Origin of the sequence: Mycobacterium sp. 852002-51057_SCH5723018 (assembly GCF_001667035.1) — a bacterium.
Classification (GTDB): Bacteria; Actinomycetota; Actinomycetes; order Mycobacteriales; family Mycobacteriaceae; genus Mycobacterium.
Genome location: NZ_LZIR01000075.1, coordinates 173,548 through 189,268 on the forward strand (window position 1 = coordinate 173,548; position 15,721 = coordinate 189,268).

Here is a 15,721-nt window from a genome sequence, read left to right on the forward strand (position 1 = left end):
CTGCGCGATGGGTTACGCGCCGGAGTCCGTCGTAGACAGTCACTTACGGGTGCACGGCATCGACGGCCTTCGTGTCATCGATGCCTCGGTGATGCCGTCGATCCCATCCAACAACACCGCTGCGACGGTCTACGCGATAGCGGAACGCGGTGCGGACCTAATCCGTCTCGGATGAGCGAAGGGCTTGGGTTCGTTGATATCAGGCAATGCCGACCGGATCGTGGCGCAGCGTTGCCTCACCCGAAGGGAACTCACCCATACGGATGCTGCCCGACAGTCGTGCGCGTGACTCGATTGCGGCCGAAGGGAACGACTCTCGAATTAGGATGCATTGACGAAAGGATTATCGCGATGGGCAGCGGATTGAGGGGATGGGTTCGTTCCTTACTGATGGTTCTGGGCGTCGCAATGGTGATTGCCGCGGGGCCGATCGTTGCGGCAGCGCTGCAGGGCCACTTCGATAGCCATGAATTCACTCAGTGTCGGACATCTGATGACGGCCAAGATCGATGATTAAAGCCGCCCTTCTCGCCTGATATGCTGACCGCCTGGTTGTCACTAGGACTGCCGAAATCTCCTTATTCACAAGGTGTGCCGACCACAGGAGCAGGAACAGCGACATGGAAAGGCGGCCCCCTGCATGTCAGACAGTGACACCGGGAAGAACTATCACCTTCCCTACGAATTGTTTCCTACCGAGGCATTCGAGCTGCCGGCGGCTCTCCAGGAACTACGTGACCTCAGGGTCTTGGCCGTGGGTGCTGAGACTGCCGCCAAGATGGATTGTGCCACAGCAGAACTGGCGGAAGTCAACGCGCTTGCCAACATGCCCGGTATCGGAGACACTGCACCAAGCTTCGAGCTGCCCGACCAGAACGGGACAATCGTGTCGTTGGATGGCCTCCTGGCGACGGGCCCCGCCGTGGTTGTCTTCTATCGGGGCGTTTGGTGCCCGTTTTGCAGCCTTACGCTGCGGTCCTACCAGCAACACCTCCCCGAACTCCGCCAAATGGGCGGCTCCTTGGCGGCCATCTCGCTGCAGACCCCTGACGATTCGCTGACGACCGCGGAACGAAATGCGCTTACTTACCACGTTTTAAGTGACGACGCCGAAGCCACAGTATCCCGCGCTTATGGGCTGCTGTTCGAGGTTCCCGGCTATCTTCGGGAAAGTTACCGGCAGCTGGGACACCCGCTGCCGGCGTTCAATCGCAGCGGTGATTGGCGCCTCCCCGTACCGGCTACCTTTGTGATCGATCAGGACCGGACCGTACGGTTCGCGGGTGCGTTGCCGGACTACACGTACCGTCCCGATCCTGCTGAGGTGATGGCGGTCGTGCGGAAAGTCACTGCGTAGCGGTCTCGTAAAGGGCGAGCTAATCGCGCGGATGGCCTTCGATGTCCCCGCGAGCTAACTGGTCCTGCTTCACCGGCCACCGCGGCGCGGATTACGGGTTTCGCATCGATCTACCGGGGCGCGCGCCCGCCTCCTTCCGCATTACGACCAAGTCGAGCACCGAGCCTGGGCCGTAGGGAACTTTGGCGCTTCCGACCGTTTGGTAGCCAAGCGCGCGGCGCATCGCAGCCGCCGCCGGCGTGCACATACTTTCATAACGGTGGAAGCCTGAAAGGCTTGCAGCGGTTTCAGTGGTACGTGCGAGCAGCGATGCGATGCCGCGTCGACTCCAGCCGGGGTCGACATAGCTCGAGCGCATCGCCGCCGTGCCGCGGGCTTCGGTTTCGCGGCCGACGATGGAGTCCAGCTGCCCGCTCGTGCTCCAGCCGCTACCCGCGACCACCACACCGTCAATCTCACCTACGTAATATGTGCCCGCTTCGACCAGGTCGGCGTCGAGCTGATAGATCTTCGCTTCATTTGCAGCATGGAACTGCTCGGCGGTGAAGTAAGGCGACAGAAGTGTGTTCACCGCCCGGGCGGCGATGTCGTTCAGACGTGGCAGGTCATCGAACGTTGCCGTGCGAACGGACAGCTTCCGAACCATCGGTCGATCGGCTTCCTGCATTGGCCCATCCATCCTCTCTGTGGCGCATTTGCGCCCCAATCCCACCGATATGGCGTCATGCTCTGCAGAACCGCGGCATCGGAGTAGACAACGTTGGTCGGCTTCGACAAACGTAATCTATTGCAGTTTAGGAGCATTGACTATGCGCCAAGGTTGTGCTGGGCACTTGCTCGATGCCATAAGCGCATGGCGCCATACGAAAAACGAATCTTCGATTTTCGACTGCACCGCAAGGAAACTACGGTCATTATGACCGGTTCATCGGCACAGTGTTGCCAACCACGGCAAGTGAGGGAGGCAGGCATGCCGTCACGTCGAATCTTGATTACGGGCGCGTCGAAGGGCATCGGACGTGCGGTCGCCGATCGACTGGCGGCCAATGGCCACCAACCGATTGGCCTTGCTCGGACCATCCCAATGGATTTTCCCGGAAAATTCCACCAGGTGGACCTCGCCGATCGGGCAGCTACTGCTGAGACACTGGCGACGGTCGTCGCGGACGGTCCTGTCGAAGCCGTAGTAAACAACGTCGGTTTCGCACGGTTCGCTCGGGTCGGATCCATCAACCTGGATGACCTCTTCGACGCCTACGACATGAATGTGCGTACCACGGTGCAGGTCGTGCAGGCCGTTCTCCCCGGCATGATTCATGCGGGCTGGGGCCGCATCGTCAACGTCACCAGCTTGACGACCCTGGGCACCCCCGAGCGCACGCCGTACGCGGCCGCCAAGGCTGCACTGGAAACCTGCACGCGCATTTGGGCTGCCGAGCTGGCCTCAACAGGTATCAGCGTAAACGCAGTTGCGCCCGGGCCGACGGAAACCGACATGTACCGAGAACGAAGCCCCGTTGGGTCCGAACGCGAATCCCGCTTAATGGCAACAATTCCGTTGCGTCGAGTCGGTGCGCCACGCGAAATCGCGCACGCTATCTGTGCCCTGCTCGATGAAGACGCGGGATACATCACCGGCCAGATTCTTCGGGTCGACGGCGGCGGGAGCATCAGCGCCGCATGAACTCCATCCAACAATTACCGCCGCTCGGGCGACCGGGTGACCCCTCGGCGGTGCGCTCATTTCAGTTCGGCGACGTGACCGCGACCTACGTTGTGGACGGCGTGGTCTCAATCCGCCCCACCGCATTCTTCCCCGACATTCCCGCCACACACTGGTCGCGGTGGCCGGAGCTTCTCGATCCGGACGGTCAAATGCTCATGAGCGCCGGCGGTCTACTCATCGAACGCCAGGGACAGCGGCTACTGATCGATACCGGTGTCGGTCCAGTGGTATCCGAATTCCCCTGGGGCTCAACAAACTGCGGCTCGATGCTCGACGTCTTGGCGTTGCTGCAACGACCCCCTGAGGACGTCGACGTGGTGGCCTTCACACACTTGCATTTCGACCATGCCGGTTGGGCGTTTACCACCGACTCAGCCGGGCAAAGCGTCAAGACATTTCCACACGCCCGCTACCTCATGTCAGCGCACGAATGGCAGCCCTATGCGGAAGATCCGCACCACGGGGACGCCTTCACACCACGCCATGTCATTGCGGCGATGCCATCTGCCCTTACCCTGATCGCCGACGGCCAGGAAATCTTTCCCGGGGTTCGGGCGGTGGTAACGGGCGGACATACACCCGGCCACACCTCCTACGTCATCACCGCGGCCACCGGCGAGCGGCTGATCACCTTCGGCGACACCTTCCACACTCCAGCCCAGTTGGCGCACCCGCACTGGCTTAGCGCAGCCGACACCGATACGTCGGCGCTGCTCACCACGCGTCTCCAACTGCTGGACGAGTTGGCCAAGCCCAACACCTTTGGCTTCGGCTTCCACTTCGGCGACTGCGCATTCGGCCGTCTCACCAACCAGCGGTCGGATATTGAGGTCTGGAAGCCCATTCCAACAGTCGTGCGCGCACCACCACCGCGCTCGCCGGCCAAAAACCACCAAAGCCGGCCGGCGCAATCGGGGGGCTAACGGCCGTCGACGACGGACCAACATCATCGAGAGGGTGAATAGGTGAGCAGATTCAATCAAGATCGGTTCATGCAGGCGTGGATAGAGGCCGTCAATTCCGACCCGACATTCAACGCCGTAACACGTTGGTTCGACGGATCAATATTGCTCGCCGACGTGACGTCTCAGTGCTGGCTGAAGGTTTATGGCGGCAAGGTGATTGACCGGTTGCCGTTCATGCCGCCCCTCGGTTACACCTTCAAGGTCAGCGCGCCCGACTGGGCGTGGGATGCATTGGTCACCGGAACGCGGTTCACAGAACTCTTTTTGGGCGGGCGCAGACGCTTCAGCGGTCCCGACGATTTCGTCGGAGAACCGAATCGGACCCCGCCCACCTTCGCGCTGGAAGGTGATCTCATGTCGGCACAACGCGTGGTTGAGGCCATCTACGTCCTGGCCGACCACTATGCGTCAACTGCTCGCGCCTTAGCGGCAGCTGCATGACCACCACCGAGGACATCGTCGGCCGCTACGTCAAGGTCAACGGAACCCGCATCCATTACGACGAGCTGGGAAGCGGGACGCCACTTCTGCTCATCCACACGCTCTACGCTTGCTCGCTGGAATGGACGAGATGCATGCCGTTACTCGCCGAGCAAGGATTCCGCTGTGCGGCTATCGATCTGCCCGGCAACTCGAGGTCCTACCCTCCCAATTGGACACCGCTGAAATCCACCCGCGAGTACGGTGATTTCCTCGCCGAGTTCATCACCACCGTTTTCGGCGGCAGCAAAGTGGCCGTTGCAGGCACGTCCGTCGGCGGTAACCTCACCGTCGACCTCGCATTACGGCATAGCGACAGACTCCTGGCCGCTGTCGCTTTCGAGGGCGCCATCTTCACGCCGACCGTCGCCCCGCTTGACGGCATCAATCACCCCGCTTCGGTGCCCGGTTTGCAGAACTTGATGGAACGCGCTTCCATCGAATCCCTTGCTCCTGGCACCGATCCTGCCATCGTCGAGGAACTTCGCTGGCAGCATCGCTTCACCGGAAACCACACGGGCATTGGCCAGATCAAGGTGTGGTCCGACCACGACTTACGCGATCACGCGGGTCCAGTGGACTGTCCGCTCTTGGTGCTCTACGGCGAGCACGACTTCTACGTTCCCACTGCGATTGCAGATCTCACACGAGATCTAATCCCCAATTGCGAAGTACGGCGATTACCTGGGCTCGGCCACTTTCCGATGGTGGAAGACCCGCAAGGCAGTTGCCGAATCATCGCCGACTTCGTGCACTCACACGCCGATGTGTAGTTCGACGTATCGACCTGCTGTTAGGTCCAGAAAGGCCGACTTGGTAGAACTGCCCAGGAAAACCCGGCGGAGTCATCCGAGCAAGACCTACCGGCTCATGGTCATCGGCCGCTTGCCGATCGTCGACTGTCCGCTTAATGCCCTCGGAGGTGCCCGTAATCAACGCCCGCGCGCCACCATCGCACTCCTCGCTCGAATACGCATTCGTAACCGACGGCCGCAAAACCCACTGACAGCTAGACGCGCTGATGGTGATTCTCTCGAGGCGCCGTTGTCTGCCATATTTCCCACAAAATGCGACACCCGAAGCATGTGCGGCTGCGGCGACGTTTTCGGGCAAATCCGACCCAGCCGGCAGCGAGTGATCGCGTGAATTGCCCTGTTAGGGAAGCGTCCTCGCGGAAATGCCTGTTGCCTCGCCGGTGGGCGACACCCATCGGTGCTACGGCCCCGCGGTCGCTGAAAGTGGCCGGAATGCCGCCTGGCCGTTCGACGTCACTGCAGTTCGGGCCGATATGCTCTTAGCAATATCAGCGGTTATGTGGACCAGCGCAGGCGACGATAGCGGGAGCAAGCGAGTGGTTTGCCGATTCATAAGAGGCGGTCTCCCCGCCCAATACAAGGGAACGATGCCGCATGCGCGGCGGACATCATGCCGGCGCGATGCGGTGCACCGGTCGCAGGATCGAGGAGTCCGATGGCGACGCTGCTGCAGCTAAAAGCCTTCCTTGCGGTCATCGATGAGGGCGGCTTTACGGCTGCGAGTCGTTCGCTCGGCCTATCGCAACCGGCCGTCAGCCGGGCGGTCGCCAGCCTGGAAAAGGATCTGGGATCACCGTTGCTAATCCGCGAACGCGAACGCATCGTCCTCAACGCCGCGGGAAGACGCGCAGTGAAGCACGCGCGTGAAGCGATGCGGCACTTGGATCAAATGCGTGCCGAGGTTTCGGCTGCCGGACATGTCAGGGGCACGCTGCGGATGGCGAGTCTGCCCTTCACGACTGAGTTGCTGATCGCTCCGCAGCTGCAGAAGTTCTCCGAACATCACCCGTGTGTGGAGATCCGCGTCTTGGAGGGAGGCGAGCCGGAAATCCGAGATTGGCTTGACCTCGGGGCCGCGGACGCAGGCGTAATCTCCTTACCCGAAAACGGGCTCGAGGCAGCGTTTTTGAGCGCCCAGGACATGGTTGCAGTCATACCCTCCGAGCATCGCTTGGCAGATTTCGTCGAGATTCACTATTCCGATCTGGCCAAGGAGCCATTCATCCGCGCCACCGGAGGGTGCTCACAGGTCTTTATGGCCGTGGCCGGCCAAGTCGGTGTCGAGTTTGACGTCGCATTCGAGGCCCACGGGATGACTGCGGTGCTTGAGATGGTGAACGCAGGCCTGGGCGTAAGTATCTTGCCGGTCGCGGCAGTACCAGGTCCCTCACCCGGGATCGCCGTCAGGCGGCTGGTGCCAAAGACGATTCGCAACCTTGCAGTCGCCGTCAGCGCGAGCGCGGGCCCAGCAGCCCGAGCCTTCCTCGATCAGATCGCTGCTCTCGACCATAGTTAAGTTGTGCGATTCCGCTGCGGATGTGCGGATATTGCGACGAGCCACGAACGCACAGCGCGGGTCTTCGGCCGCGCGATGCTCTCTTACCCCGACGTCGACTGGGACACACGGTTTCGACGAAGCCTCTCTCGACGCGCCGCCCCGCGACGGCATCGCGCTGCGTCGCTTCATGTCGCGCCGGCGCGGCCCCGCGACCGTATCGATTAGCCGCCCGGCGGCACCACGGGCGGACGGCATGCGTTGGTGGTCGGATCCCACCACCAGCCGTTGTCGCATGCCAGCGGTTGCGGTCCGACACCCAGTGGCCGGCAGACGTTTGCCGTGGGGTCCCACCACTGGCCTGCGTCGCATGCCAAGGGCTGCGGCCCGACACCCACGGGCCGGCAGACGTCGGCCGTCGGGTCCCACCACTGCCCCGGGTCGCAAGCTAGTGGCAGCGGTGCCCCGGCGGGCCGGCACACGTTGGCTTTCGCGTCCCACCACTCGCCGTCCGCACACTGGGCCGAGCTCACCGCCGGCGTCGCGATCGTTACTGCGGCCATCGACCCCAACGCCACCGTGACGACGAGCACCAGACGGCGTATGAACTTTCTCAATGTGTGCCTCCTCCCCTAGGGGCGTATTCATCATCGAACCGAGGTCGGGCATCGCGGTCAAGCCGTCCCGCCGGACTGAGCCAGCGCGGCTAGCGTGAATTCTGTGACGAATGGCCCCGAGGGCTCGACTGACGAAGCCGACATCCGACGCCAAATTGACAAGCTCGCTGACGCCATTCGCGCCCTGGATCTCCAGGCGCTGATGTCGATTTACACGCCGGACGTCGTGTCGTTCGACATTGAACCGCCCCTGCAGCATGTGGGGTCCGACGCCAAACGCCGGAACTGGGAACGTGTCTTTGCCGCGTATGAGTATCCGCTCGGTTACGACATTCGCCAGCTCGCCGTCACCGTCGGGACAGACGTGGCGTTTGCACACAGCCTTAATCGGCTTAGCGGCACATTGAAGAGTGGCGCGACGACCACCGGTTTCTGGGTTCGGGCGACGACATGCTTCCGCAAGGTCGAAGGCCACTGGTTCATCGCGCACGACCAGGTGTCGGTGCCCCTGGATCTGACGTCTGGTGCAGCGCTGCTGAATCTGCGGCCGTGACGAGGCGGTTCACCCGAGCATTGGCAGTAGTTGGCAGTTCACGGCGTGGAGCTGGCAGCAGCCGTCGGGCTTCAATGCGGGTGGGGTCGATCCAACTTTCGAGGAGGCACAACCGACATGGCAAAGCTCGCGCTCCAGCAGGCCACGATCGAATACCAGGAGTTCGGACCGCAGGATTCAGCGCACCCGCCGGTGGTGTTCGTCCACGGCATCCTGGTCGACGGGCGACTGTGGCGCGACGTTGCTGAAGCCCTGGCGCGCCGCGGTTTCCGCTGCATCGTCCCGACCTGGCCGCTGGGCTCACACACGCACCCGGTCCGGGAGCCCTCGGCGCTATCGCTGTCCGGTGTCGCGGAGATAGTCAACGACGCGATCTTGGCCCTGGACCTTTCCGATGTGACGCTGGTCGGCAGCGACACCGGAGGCGGGATATGCCAGCTGGTCGTCGACGCCTATCCGAACCGAATCGGCCGCCTGGTGCTCACCAACTGCGACGCCTTCGACAAGTGCCCGCCCTTCCCGTTCGACGTCGCGTTCGAGTTGCTTCGTGGCCCCATCACCATCAAGGCCCTGTTGGAAGCGCTGCGGTTGCGGACGCTGCGTCACTCGCCGCTGGGCTTCGGACTGCTGATCAACGACCCCGATCCGCACCTCACCTCCGCCTGGCTGCAACCCTGCCTCGACGACGCCCGCATCTGCCGCGACCTGGCGGCGCTGCTGCGTCAGGTGGCCAATACCGATCTCACCGACGTGGCCACCCGCCTCCCCCGGTTCACCAAGCCGGTCACGCTGGTGTGGGGCCAGCGCGACCGCTGCTTCACCCCGGGCCTCGGCCGACGCCTGGCCGGGTTGTTCAGCAACGGGAAGCTGATCGAGGTGCCCGACGCGAAAACCTTTGTCGCCCTGGATGACCCGAATGCGGTGATCGACGCGATAGCGGCAATCAGTGCTGTGAGGGCCTAGCCACCCGCGGCACTTCCTTGGTCAGGTTGTCGAGCGCGGGGCGCGGAGGCCTGCGCCGGAGCGCCACCAGCGCCACCAGAGTGACGGATGCCCAAGGAGCGCGGGCAGGATCGCGAGAGGATCGAAGTAGGTGACGCGTTCGGTCGCCTTGCCCTCGCGCAGGACGAGTCGGTTGACGTTGGGCCATTCGGTGACCCCCCGTCCGACATGGGCATGAATCCGGAACTCGATGAACACCAGGTCCCCGTCCCCGCACCAACGATCGACTGTTGCGCGCATGTCTGGAAGGCAACACCAGATGCGTTGGAACTCGGCTTGTGCGGCCGCGATCCCGACCGTGGGAGCTGCGAGTGGCTGCCTCAGCACCACGTCAGGCTGCAGGAGCTCGGGCAATCGTCGCGGTGACGGGGCGTTCCAGAAGTCGGCGAATTTGCTGACGAAGTGTTCGGGGTCTGAGTGTGTGTTCACCCGATCGACCATGCCGTCGACGCGGTGCCATTTCGACACATGGCGTTGCCAAGAACTGCCACGCAGGGATCGACAGCTCTGGTGCGCCGCGAGGTGGTGTGTTGTCTTGTTTGGGGGGACAAGTTTGTGGTGGGGACGTAGCTTGAGATGCGGTGTGGGTGGTGGGTGGTGTGTCATGGGTTGGGTGAGTGGAAGGGTCTAAAGGTATGGATGGTGGGGGTGGGCGAGGCTGGTCGTTTGTTGCGGCGGGCTGTGCTGGCGGCTTTTGGCACTGAGGGTTGTGGGTGCGGGGTTAGCAGATGGCAGAGCAGTTCGTTGGCCGGCGAGCTGAAGAGCAGGCGGTTACTGATTTTTTGAATGCGGTGCCCCAGCAGTCGTTGGCGTTGGTCATCGAGGGTGAGGCGGGCATCGGTAAGACCACGCTGTGGCTTGATGCGGTGGGCCGCGCCGGTGCGCGCGGGTTTGCCACGTTGAGCTCGCGTGCGGCGGCCGCGGAGTCGGTGTTGGCGTATACGGTGTTGGGCGATCTGCTCAGTGAGGTGGATGAGTCGGTGTGGGCGGATCTGCCCGCCCCCCAACGGCAGGCCTTAGACGGTGCACTGTTGCGGACGCCGGTGCAGGCCGCCGACATCGATGCGCGGGCGGTGGCGGCGGGGTTTGTGGCCGTGCTGGCCCGGTTGGTCGCCCAGCGCCCGGTGGTGTTGGCCATCGACGACCTGCAGTGGATTGATACCTCTAGCGCCAATGCGGTGTGGTTTGCGGCGCGACGGCTTCCCGCCGGGGCGGGGTTGCTGTGCACCACGCGCAGCAAAGCGGCGGCCGCGCGGTTGCAGCTGCCCAGTCCGGTGGGGGTGCGCACGATCGGCTTGGCGGCGTTGAGTGTGGGCGAGTTGCATCAGGTGCTCTCACTGCGGCTGGGCAGATCGGTGGCCCGCCCGGCGCTGTTGCGCATTCACGAAATTTCGGGTGGTAATCCCTTTTTCGCGTTAGAGCTGGCCCGCGAACTCGGCGCTGAAGGGCGCACCTCCGAGCTGGACTTGCCCAGCAGCCTCAACGACCTGGTGTACTCGCGGATCAGCCGGGTCGGGGCCCAGGAGGTGCTGCTGGCCATGGCCAGCCTGCCCGATCCCACCGTGCCGATGGTGGCCGCCGCCACCGCCACCACCCCCCCACAGGTGGTGCACCTGCTGGCTAAAGCCGAAATCCAAGCCGTGGTCAGCATCGACGGAAACCAGCTGCGCTTCACCCACCCCCTGCTGGCCCACGGCGTCTACCGCGCCGCCTCCCCCGCCCGCCGCCGCAACATGCACCGACGCCTCGCCGCACTCATCACCCAACCCGAACTACACGCCCGCCACCTCGCCCTGTCCGACGCCACCGGCCAACCCCAAACAATCAAAGCCCTCGACACCGCCGCCGACATCGCGCACGGCCGTGGAGCACCCGCCGCCGCCGCCGAGCTGCTGGAGCTGGCGATCGGCCTCGGCGGGGACTCCCCGGAGCGCCGGATCCAGTCGGCGGTCTACCACTTCAGCGCCGGGGATGGCGACCACGCCCGAACCGTGCTGGAACAAACCGTGAAACGACCCGCGCCCGGAAAGCTGCGGGCGGCGGCGTTGCGGCTGCTAGGGCAATGGAGCTTGCTCGACGGCAGTTCGCGCGAGGCTGTCGAGCTGCTCGACGGCGCGCTCGGCGATGCGGGGGCCGACTTCGAGTTGCGCACTCTGATCTTGGTGCCGCTGTCATTCGCACTACTCAATGTCAGCCAACGCGATCGTGCCGCGAGAAGCGCTGACGACGCCGTGACCAGTGCCGAAGCGGACGGCCGACCCCACCTGGTCAGCCAGGCGCTGAGCATGCGGGTCATGGTGCGGTTCCTGCTGGGCGCCGGGGTCGACGAATCGGAGATGCGACGCGCGCTGGAGTTGGAAGATTCCGAAGCCCAGGTCTCCGCGCTGCTGCGCCCACGGGTGCAGCACGCCATCCTGCTGGCCGGAAGCGGCCGTCTCGAGCAGGCCCGATCGGAATTGCAGGACCTCAGGCGCAGCCACATCCAGCGCGGCGAGGAAAGCGAACTGATGGTGTTCGCCTTCCACAGCGGTCTCAACGAGATTTGGCGGGGCGACTTCGCGGAGGCCGCCCTCATCGCAGACGACGCGATGGAGCGAGCGCTGCAACAGGGCCGGGACTTGCCGCTCGCGGTGGCCCTCATGCTACGGGCCGCGGTCGCCGCGTACACCGGTCGCGAGCACGACGCGCGCCGCGACGCCGACGAGGCCCTCGTGGTCGGCGAGCGGTGTGACTCCCCTGGCTTGGTGACCTTGTGGCCGACCACCACGTTGGCCTTTCTGGATGTCTCCCTGGGGCACTACGACACCGCGCTGAGCACGCTCGAGCCGCTGCTGCGGGCCTTCAACGAGGCATCGGAGGGCACCGAGATCTTCGTCGCACCCTTTCTCCCCGATGCCGTGGAGGCGTTGATCGGTCTGGGCCGCCTGGACGACGCCGAGCCGTTGGTTGCCGCGCTGGAGCGCAATGGCCGTCGGCTCGACCGGCCGTGGATGTTGGCCGTGGGAGCGCGTTGTCGCGCGATGCTCATGGCTGGGGGCGGCGACGTGACCGGGGCCCTTGCGACCGCAGAGCGGGCGATGACCGAGCACAAGCGCTTACCCATGCCGTTTGAACGGGCCCGCACCCAACTGCTGTTGGGTCAGCTGCAACGGCGCCACCGCCGCCGCGACGCCGCCATCGCGACCCTGCAAGAAGCGCTGCAAACCTTCGAACAACTCGGCACCGCGCTATGGGCCGAGCGCGCGAAAGCCGAACTGGCACGCGGGAGCTTGGACAGACGCGGCTCTGAGACGCTGACCGCGACCGAGGAACGCGTCGCCGAACTCGCGGCCTCCGGAATGACCAATCGCGACGTCGCCGCCGCCTTGTTTATCAGCCCCAAAACGGTCGAGGTCAACCTCAGCCGCATCTACCGCAAACTCAACATCCGCTCGCGCACGGAGCTCTACCAAGCGCTTCGGGCCTGGAACCAAAATCGGAAATGAGTAGGTGAATCCCTGATGCCGGCTGTCGCCGGCAGCTATAGCGTCTTGGCGATGTCGGTGCCTAATGCGGAAACCAAGCGGTTTCTTGTCGAGTGGTACGGAGCGCAGACGCTCGCGCACTCGGTCGGCGAGACCGTTGATCATCTCAACAATCACGCCGCATCGATCTCGACGTGTGGCAAGCAGGTCCGGTTACTGATCGCGTTCGCCGTGCCGGCCGACGACTACGCGTTCGGCGTCTTCGCAGCCGAGTCCGCCGAGCTTGTGACCCAGCTGTGCGACGACGCCGGCGCTCCCGCAGAACGAATCAGCTCTGCCGTCGGATGGGTGCGAGCCCAGGACTGCTGACCGGCCCCGGCAGGGTGTCACGTGACGAGCGCGCTTATCGGTGGCCCGTTGGGCGCGATCCGTGACATCGAGTACAGAAGTTTCGCCCGTCTCGGCGCTGTCGATGAGTTTTTCATGCAGCACCGGTCAAACCTTTGAGACCACAAATCGACCGAAAGAGTGGATTTCATGTCCTCGGAGCAAAAAGAAGCCCTCCCGCCTATCGTCGACCACCAAACCTGGCGTGCCGCGCTTGATGAACTGCGCAAGCGTGAAAAAGCCGCCACCCGCGAACTGGATGCCATCGCCGCCCAGCGCCGCCGCCTGCCGATGGTTGAATTGCCCGACTACACGCTGATCGGCGCCGACGGGCCAATCCGGCTGGTGGATGTGTTCGACGGCCGCTCGCAGCTCATCGTCTATCACCACATGTGGTCGGATGGCGCGGAATGGCAGTGCGGCGGATGCACGGGCTTCACTTCCCAGTTCACCCGGCTGGAGTTCCTCAACAACTACGACGCCCGCTTCGTCATCGTCACCAATGGACCGATCGAACAGGCCCTCGCCTACAAGGAGAAGGTCGGCAACCGGATGGAGTGGTACTCGTCGTCGGACAGCTCGTTCGGCGCCGACATGGACGCACCGCCCGGCGGCGGCTTCGGGGTCAATGTGTTTCTGCGCGACGGCGATACCGTCTACCGCACGTGGCACACGAACGGGCGAGGCACCGAACAGCTCAGCCACACCTTCGGGCTCATCGACATCCTGCCGTGGGGCCGCCAGGAAGAATGGCTCGATTCGCCTGAAGGTTGGCCCTCGCGGCCCACATACTCGGGATGGCTCGACTCGCCCGACATCGCAGCCGCATATGGGCCCGGGACAAGTGAGGACGACCGATGACCGCGACCACCGAACGTTACGTCGTCACCCGCACCATCGCCGCCAGCCCGGAAGAGATCTTCGCCGTCCTGGCCGATCCTCGTCGCCATCACGACATAGAGCCCACCGACTGGGTGCGCGACGCGGTGGACACCGCACCGATCACCGGTAAGGGGCAGATGTTCGCGATGAACATGTACCTCACGCAGGCCGGCGGGGACTATGTCACCTACAACCTGGTCAACGTGTTCGACACGGCCCGCGCCATCGGGTGGATGCCGGGAGTGCTCGACGATGCGGGCAACCACACTCCCGGCGGCTGGTCCTGGCGCTACGACCTCGCGCCGAGCGGGGACCGCACCGACGTCACCCTCACCTATGACTGGAGCGCCACGCCGCAAGATTTCCGCGACCGGGTCGGCGCGATGCCCATGTTCGGCGAGGACTACCTCGCCGAGTCGCTCGCAAGCCTGGAGCGATCCGTCGCCGGCTAGCTCATTCGAGCGAACATGGTCACCCTGATTTTTCGGCGAGCCCGCCGCCGTGCGCCTTTCGCCACGGCGCCTCGTCGAGTTCGCGGATGGCCGCCTCGTCCGCACGCCGCACTGCGCTCATCGCACCGCTCCCCGCATCACCGCACCAACCCGCCGATGCCGGGAACGCCGCGCGTTCTCCCTCCCCGCGCTGACGATCTCCTTGAGCGTCGCGAACATCCGGTCAGGCCTATCGCGCACCGCACGCACCGCGGCCCGGGCAACCATCGACGTGGTGAGGAGCTGCGACGGGCGGATCTCGTGGTTGAGCACAAGGACAAGCATTTGTGTGGCTTTGGGATCTGCGGCGACATCCCGCAAGAACCGCGTGTTCAGCGGCGTCGAGGCACCTGGCGCGCCCATATCTTTTGCGAACCAATGCATTTCATAGGCGTCGTCGTCGCGCCAGTGCCACCACCGTTGCATGGCCTCGTCGGGACTGGTCTTGCCCAGCCCATCCTCGATGGAACGGGCCAGCCGATCCGCCTGGCGTAACGCGTCGCCGATGCCTTGCCCTGGCGTCGGGTCTTTGAAGTGTCCGGCGTCGCCCACGAGGACCCACCCGGGCCCGGCGGCCTCGCGGAAGTATCCGTGCCAGTTCGTCAGAACCCGGATCGGCCCGACGCGTCGCCCGCCGGCGAGCACATCGGCGAGCTCGGGCCAGGTCTGTATGCCGGCAGCGAAGTTGGCGTCCCGGTTTGCATGGAACTCGGCCTGTTTCGCCATATCAACCGCGATCGCGGCCATGTAGAGATCACCGTCGGTTGGACCGGCGAGGAATCCGAGGTCTCCCCGGCGACCAAGCCGCGCGCGCCCGTCCCGGTCACGCACATGCTCGAAATAGCCCCAGGCAAACGCCTTTCCAGGCGATGCGACGTGATATTCGCGGGCACCGACGAGCGAGGCGACGGTCGAGTGGCGGCCGTCGGCGCCGACCACCAACCGCGCTTGGATAGGGCCGGACGTTGTGTCGACGCCCGTGACGCGCCCGTCCTCCGTGATGAGACTCGTGACGCGCACGCCCGTGCGAACTTCGGCGCCCGCTGCCGCCGCCGCGTCGACCAGCAACGCATCCAGCGTCACGCGGCGAACGCATAAGGAGGGGTGGGGATTCATTGCGCGCTCAGCCGCCGCCTCGATACGAACGGCATCGTCGATCACCATCGTCATCCGATCGAGCGGAACCGCGCCGGTCCCCAAGACCGAGTCCAGAACGCCAAGGCGATCCAGCACCCGCACTCCGCATGGCTGGATGATGTGCGTTGATGGCGTTTCCGAGGGAAACCGGGCACGGTCAACTACACAGACGCTCAAGCCCCGTCGCGCGAGCATCGCCGCCAGCGGCGACCCGGCGCACCTCGCACCAACGACCACCACATCGAATCCCGGCATACCGCTCCTCCGATCGGTCGATGCGGCTTGGCCTGCGACGCTACCGAGAAATTAAGGGAATGGTAAGAGCTTCTTAGATAACGTTTAGATTAAGC

17 protein-coding genes are annotated in these 15,721 nt (G+C 64.2%); 13 read left to right on the top strand and 4 right to left on the bottom strand.

Annotation, left to right across the window (positions count from 1 at the left end; translation table 11 throughout):
- Positions 1 to 7 precede the first annotated feature (7 nt).
- Positions 8 to 175, top strand: a complete 168-nt coding sequence (locus A5764_RS27615; protein ID WP_197501487.1) for a GMC oxidoreductase — start codon at positions 8 to 10, stop codon at positions 173 to 175.
- 465 nt (positions 176 to 640) lie between these two features.
- Positions 641 to 1,357: a peroxiredoxin-like family protein gene (locus A5764_RS16280; protein ID WP_082951730.1), complete on the top strand. Its 717-nt coding sequence runs from the start codon at positions 641 to 643 to the stop codon at positions 1,355 to 1,357.
- A 91-nt stretch (positions 1,358 to 1,448) separates the two neighbouring features.
- Here A5764_RS16280 and A5764_RS16285 read toward each other — a convergent pair whose 3' ends face one another.
- A complete protein-coding gene (locus tag A5764_RS16285; protein WP_197501490.1) occupies positions 1,449 to 2,024 on the bottom strand; it encodes a GNAT family N-acetyltransferase in 576 nt (191 codons plus the stop codon).
- Between the two features lie 303 nt (positions 2,025 to 2,327).
- Between A5764_RS16285 and A5764_RS16290 the strand changes: the two genes are divergently transcribed.
- From A5764_RS16290 to A5764_RS16310, 5 genes are all read left to right on the top strand, one after another.
- A complete protein-coding gene (locus tag A5764_RS16290; RefSeq protein WP_067114524.1) occupies positions 2,328 to 3,041 on the top strand; it encodes an SDR family oxidoreductase in 714 nt (237 codons plus the stop codon).
- Positions 3,038 to 4,006 carry an MBL fold metallo-hydrolase gene (locus tag A5764_RS16295; RefSeq protein WP_067114525.1) on the top strand — a complete coding sequence of 323 codons (969 nt, stop codon included), beginning with the start codon at positions 3,038 to 3,040 and terminating at the stop codon, positions 4,004 to 4,006. Before A5764_RS16290 ends, A5764_RS16295 begins: the two co-directional genes overlap by 4 nt.
- Positions 4,007 to 4,048: 42 nt before the next feature.
- On the top strand, positions 4,049 to 4,489 hold the full coding sequence (locus A5764_RS16300) for a hypothetical protein (protein ID WP_067114526.1): 441 nt from the start codon (positions 4,049 to 4,051) through the stop codon (positions 4,487 to 4,489).
- A complete protein-coding gene (locus tag A5764_RS16305; RefSeq protein WP_067114527.1) occupies positions 4,486 to 5,301 on the top strand; it encodes an alpha/beta fold hydrolase in 816 nt (271 codons plus the stop codon). The genes A5764_RS16300 and A5764_RS16305 overlap by 4 nt, the downstream gene beginning before the upstream one ends.
- A gap of 697 nt (positions 5,302 to 5,998) precedes the next feature.
- Positions 5,999 to 6,859 carry a LysR family transcriptional regulator gene (locus A5764_RS16310; RefSeq protein WP_067114528.1) on the top strand — a complete coding sequence of 287 codons (861 nt, stop codon included), beginning with the start codon at positions 5,999 to 6,001 and terminating at the stop codon, positions 6,857 to 6,859.
- A 203-nt stretch (positions 6,860 to 7,062) separates the two neighbouring features.
- On the opposite strand, the gene A5764_RS27620 is transcribed toward A5764_RS16310, so the two are convergent.
- The gene (locus A5764_RS27620; RefSeq protein ID WP_082951732.1) at positions 7,063 to 7,455 is read right to left on the bottom strand and encodes a hypothetical protein; all 393 of its coding nucleotides are present in this window, start codon (positions 7,453 to 7,455) and stop codon (positions 7,063 to 7,065) included.
- A gap of 103 nt (positions 7,456 to 7,558) precedes the next feature.
- Between A5764_RS27620 and A5764_RS16315 the strand changes: the two genes are divergently transcribed.
- A complete protein-coding gene (locus A5764_RS16315) occupies positions 7,559 to 8,008 on the top strand; it encodes a nuclear transport factor 2 family protein (protein WP_067114529.1) in 450 nt (149 codons plus the stop codon).
- 117 nt (positions 8,009 to 8,125) lie between these two features.
- A complete protein-coding gene (locus A5764_RS16320; RefSeq protein WP_067114530.1) occupies positions 8,126 to 8,971 on the top strand; it encodes an alpha/beta fold hydrolase in 846 nt (281 codons plus the stop codon).
- 21 nt (positions 8,972 to 8,992) lie between these two features.
- On the opposite strand, the gene A5764_RS16325 is transcribed toward A5764_RS16320, so the two are convergent.
- The gene (locus A5764_RS16325; RefSeq protein WP_231989725.1) at positions 8,993 to 9,439 is read right to left on the bottom strand and encodes a nuclear transport factor 2 family protein; all 447 of its coding nucleotides are present in this window, start codon (positions 9,437 to 9,439) and stop codon (positions 8,993 to 8,995) included.
- Positions 9,440 to 9,738: 299 nt separating this feature from the next.
- Between A5764_RS16325 and A5764_RS16330 the strand changes: the two genes are divergently transcribed.
- The 4 genes from A5764_RS16330 to A5764_RS16345 all read left to right on the top strand — a co-directional run bounded on the left by A5764_RS16330 (position 9,739) and on the right by A5764_RS16345 (position 14,195).
- Positions 9,739 to 12,495, top strand: a complete 2,757-nt coding sequence (locus tag A5764_RS16330) for a LuxR family transcriptional regulator (RefSeq protein ID WP_067114531.1) — start codon at positions 9,739 to 9,741, stop codon at positions 12,493 to 12,495.
- Between the two features lie 15 nt (positions 12,496 to 12,510).
- Complete coding sequence (locus A5764_RS16335) at positions 12,511 to 12,843, top strand: hypothetical protein (RefSeq protein WP_082951733.1); 333 nt, start codon at positions 12,511 to 12,513, stop codon at positions 12,841 to 12,843.
- A 168-nt stretch (positions 12,844 to 13,011) separates the two neighbouring features.
- Entirely contained in the window at positions 13,012 to 13,722 is a 711-nt protein-coding gene (locus tag A5764_RS16340; RefSeq protein ID WP_067114572.1) for a DUF899 family protein, read from the top strand.
- On the top strand, positions 13,719 to 14,195 hold the full coding sequence (locus A5764_RS16345) for an SRPBCC family protein (RefSeq protein ID WP_067114532.1): 477 nt from the start codon (positions 13,719 to 13,721) through the stop codon (positions 14,193 to 14,195). The genes A5764_RS16340 and A5764_RS16345 overlap by 4 nt, the downstream gene beginning before the upstream one ends.
- Before the next feature lie 117 nt (positions 14,196 to 14,312).
- Here the strand turns inward: A5764_RS16345 and A5764_RS16350 are convergent, their stop codons facing one another.
- The gene (locus A5764_RS16350) at positions 14,313 to 15,626 is read right to left on the bottom strand and encodes an NAD(P)/FAD-dependent oxidoreductase (protein ID WP_082951734.1); all 1,314 of its coding nucleotides are present in this window, start codon (positions 15,624 to 15,626) and stop codon (positions 14,313 to 14,315) included.
- Positions 15,627 to 15,721: the final 95 nt, after the last annotated feature.

Excerpts from the sequence above, each read along its gene's own strand:
- A5764_RS16345 (WP_067114532.1), top strand. The coding sequence starts at position 13,719 with ATGACCGCGACCACCGAACGTTACGTCGTCACCCGCACCATCGCCGCC.
- A5764_RS16335 (WP_082951733.1), top strand. The coding sequence starts at position 12,511 with ATGCCGGCTGTCGCCGGCAGCTATAGCGTCTTGGCGATGTCGGTGCCT.
- A5764_RS16295 (WP_067114525.1), top strand. The coding sequence starts at position 3,038 with ATGAACTCCATCCAACAATTACCGCCGCTCGGGCGACCGGGTGACCCC.
- A5764_RS16290 (WP_067114524.1), top strand. The coding sequence starts at position 2,328 with ATGCCGTCACGTCGAATCTTGATTACGGGCGCGTCGAAGGGCATCGGA.
- A5764_RS16280 (WP_082951730.1), top strand. The coding sequence starts at position 641 with ATGTCAGACAGTGACACCGGGAAGAACTATCACCTTCCCTACGAATTG.
- A5764_RS16330 (WP_067114531.1), top strand. The coding sequence starts at position 9,739 with ATGGCAGAGCAGTTCGTTGGCCGGCGAGCTGAAGAGCAGGCGGTTACT.
- A5764_RS16310 (WP_067114528.1), top strand. The coding sequence starts at position 5,999 with ATGGCGACGCTGCTGCAGCTAAAAGCCTTCCTTGCGGTCATCGATGAG.
- A5764_RS16320 (WP_067114530.1), top strand. The coding sequence starts at position 8,126 with ATGGCAAAGCTCGCGCTCCAGCAGGCCACGATCGAATACCAGGAGTTC.
- A5764_RS27615 (WP_197501487.1), top strand. The coding sequence starts at position 8 with ATGGGTTACGCGCCGGAGTCCGTCGTAGACAGTCACTTACGGGTGCAC.
- A5764_RS16305 (WP_067114527.1), top strand. The coding sequence starts at position 4,486 with ATGACCACCACCGAGGACATCGTCGGCCGCTACGTCAAGGTCAACGGA.
- A5764_RS16340 (WP_067114572.1), top strand. The coding sequence starts at position 13,012 with ATGTCCTCGGAGCAAAAAGAAGCCCTCCCGCCTATCGTCGACCACCAA.
- A5764_RS16285 (WP_197501490.1), bottom strand. The coding sequence starts at position 2,024 with ATGCAGGAAGCCGATCGACCGATGGTTCGGAAGCTGTCCGTTCGCACG.
- A5764_RS16350 (WP_082951734.1), bottom strand. The coding sequence starts at position 15,626 with ATGCCGGGATTCGATGTGGTGGTCGTTGGTGCGAGGTGCGCCGGGTCG.